This is a genomic window from Actinokineospora spheciospongiae (genome assembly GCF_000564855.1).
In the GTDB taxonomy this organism is placed as follows: Bacteria; Actinomycetota; Actinomycetes; order Mycobacteriales; family Pseudonocardiaceae; genus Actinokineospora; species Actinokineospora spheciospongiae.
In genome coordinates, this window is record NZ_AYXG01000125.1 from 1 (window position 1) to 2,779 (window position 2,779).

Sequence of the window (2,779 nt, forward strand, 5' to 3'; positions counted from 1 at the left end):
CGAGGGCGGCGCCGAGGTCATCTCGGGCGAGGTCGTCATCGAGGAACCGGCGGCGGAGATCGACCCGGCCGCCGAGGTCAAGGCCCAGCTCGACGAGCGCACCGCCGACCTGCAGCGCCTGCAGGCCGAGTACGCCAACTACCGCAAGCGCGTCGAGCGCGACCGGGAGTCGGTCGTCGCGGGCGCCAAGGCCCAGGTCGTGGTCGAGTTCCTCTCGGTGCTCGACGACGTCGAGCGGGCCGAGGCGCACGGCGACCTGACCGGCGCGTTCAAGGCGGTCGCCGACAAGTTCAGCGCGGTCCTCACCAAGACCGGGCTGGAGGCCTTCGGGCACGAGGGCGAGCCGTTCGACCCGTCCGTGCACGAGGCGGTGCAGCACAGCACCTCCCCGGAGGTCGACGGGCCGACGGTCACCGGCGTGCTCCGCCGGGGTTACCGCTTCGGCGACCGGGTCGTGCGCGCCGCGCTCGTCGCGGTGACCGACGCCGAGCCGACTCCCGCCTCGGCGGACTGAGCGGAAGGAGGGGACGTCCGGTGAGTGCCAGGGACTGGATCGACAAGGACTTCTATCGCGAGCTGGGCGTCTCCTCCGACGCCGGGGACGCCGAGATCAAGAAGGCGTACCGCAAGCTCGCCCGCGAACTGCACCCCGACGCCAACCCGGGCAACGACAAGGCCGAGGCGCGGTTCAAGGCCGTGTCCGAGGCCTACGGCGTGCTCGGCGACGCGGAGAAGCGCAAGCAGTACGACGAGGCCCGCTCCATGTTCGGCGCGGGCGGTTTCCGCGGCGGCTTCGGCGGCGGCGCGGGCGGTGGCCCGGGGTCGTTCAGCGACATCTTCGGCCAGGCCGCGGGCGGCGGTGCCGGTGCCGGTGCCGGCGGCGGGTTCGGCGACATGCTGGGCAACCTGTTCGGCCGCGGCCGCGGTGCCGCCACCACGCCCCGCGCCCGCCGCGGCGCGGACGTGGAGACCGAGGTCCGCATCGACTTCCTGGAGGCGGTCAAGGGCGCGACGGTGCCGCTGCGCCTGTCCAGCCCGACGACCTGCGAGACCTGCGCCGGTTCCGGTGCCCGCCCGGGCACCACCCCGCGCACCTGCGCCACCTGCGGCGGCGTGGGCCTGCTCAGCCGCAGCCAGGGCGCCTTCGCCTTCAGCGAGCCCTGCCGCGACTGCCGCGGCACCGGCCGCATCGTCGACGACCCCTGCCCGGAGTGCGCGGGCGACGGCGTCAGCACCAAGACCCGCACCCTCACCGTCCGCATCCCCGCGGGCGTCGAGGACGACCAGCGCATCCGCCTGTCCGGCCAGGGCGAACCCGGCTCCAACGGGGCGGCGGCGGGCGACCTGTACGTCCGCGTCCACGTCACCCCGCACCCGGTCTTCGGCCGCGACGGCAACAACCTCACCCTCAAGGTCCCGGTGACCTTCGCCGAACTGGCCCTGGGCACCACCCTCACGGTGCCCACCCTGGAGGGCGTCGTCACCGCCCGCGTCGCCCCCGGCACCCCCTCCGGGCGGGTGTTACGGGTCCGCGGCAAGGGCGTCGCCAAGCGCGACGGCAACACCGGCGACCTCCTGGTCACCCTCCAGGTCTCCGTCCCCGCCAAGCTGGACGACGCGGCCACCGCGGCCCTGCAGTCGTACGCGGAGGCCACCAAGCAGCACGACCCCCGACCCGAGCTGACCGCCATGGTGGAGAAGGCGAGGCAGTCGTGAACCCGTTCCTCCCGGGAGCCGACGAGGACACCCCCGTCTTCGTCATCTCGGTCGCCGCCCAGCTCTCCGGCCTGCACGCGCAAACCCTGCGCAGCTACGACCGCATGGGCCTGGTCTCCCCCGGCCGCACCTCCGGCGGCGGCCGCCGGTACTCGGTCCGCGACATCGCCCTCCTCCGCGAGGTCCAACGCCTCTCCCAGGAGGCGGGGGTCAACCTCGCGGGCATCAAGCGCATCATCGAACTGGAGAACGAGGTCGACGCCCTGCGCACCAGGGTCGCCGAGCTGACCGAGGAACTGGCCCACGTGCACGCGGTCGCCGAACAGGCCGCGGCCGCCATCCACAAGTCCTACCGCCACGACCTCGTCCCGGTCCGCCAGGAAACCGCCCTGGTCGTCTGGCGCCCCCAGCCACGCCGCTGACGCTCGACGCACCCCGGAACGGGCAGGTCCACACCGGACCTGCCCGTTGCGCTGTCCCCACCCGGCCTGGGTTCCACTGCGGCGCAACCCATTCGGCCACGCCGAGGTCCGACAGTTGCTCGCCACCCACGCCGACAACTCGCCGACAGCCTCGGCACCTGCCGGGCCACCGAATCCACCTTCTCGCAAAGCCATGTCCGCATGTCGAGCCTGCAGGCTGCACCCAGGAGGGTTTGACGCGAGCCCTGCACGTTGATCGCAGCACGGTGCGTCGCTGGAAAACCAGAGATCAACTGCCTGCGCTTTGCCTGTGGCCCGAGTTGGCCGAGCTGTTGGGAATCAGCCGGGAAGAACCGAAGAACCTGCTCACGGTCGCGTCCGACGCCACTGCCTGCGCACCCTCCCCCGTGCGCCCGACTTCGGACTTGTTCCCCTCCAACCTCAGCCCAAGCGGACGCCATACCTCTGGGCAGCTTCTCGGTGGGGTGTGCCGCCGAAGGCGGGGACTGGGCGATGCGCGCGGAAGGGCCTGTGCGGCCTCGCCAACCTGGCCGTGCCCCGGGGGCGACCCGATGACGCGCTGAGCATGGCCGAGATGGCCTTGGTGCGCTCCGACCGGGTCGACGCGGCACTTCGGCGGC

Annotated in this window: 3 protein-coding genes; all 3 read left to right on the forward strand. The window is 72.8% G+C overall.

The window, feature by feature from the left end; translation table 11 throughout:
- Window positions 1–514: nucleotide exchange factor GrpE (gene grpE, locus UO65_RS17205; RefSeq protein ID WP_035283737.1), on the forward strand; the 514-nt coding region annotated here is incomplete at its 5' end.
- A gap of 20 nt (window positions 515–534) precedes the next feature.
- Window positions 535–1,716 carry a molecular chaperone DnaJ gene (gene dnaJ / locus UO65_RS17210; protein WP_035283742.1) on the forward strand — a complete coding sequence of 394 codons (1,182 nt, stop codon included), beginning with the start codon at window positions 535–537 and terminating at the stop codon, window positions 1,714–1,716.
- Window positions 1,713–2,138 carry a heat shock protein transcriptional repressor HspR gene (locus tag UO65_RS17215; RefSeq protein WP_035283745.1) on the forward strand — a complete coding sequence of 142 codons (426 nt, stop codon included), beginning with the start codon at window positions 1,713–1,715 and terminating at the stop codon, window positions 2,136–2,138. Before dnaJ ends, UO65_RS17215 begins: the two co-directional genes overlap by 4 nt.
- Window positions 2,139–2,779: the final 641 nt, after the last annotated feature.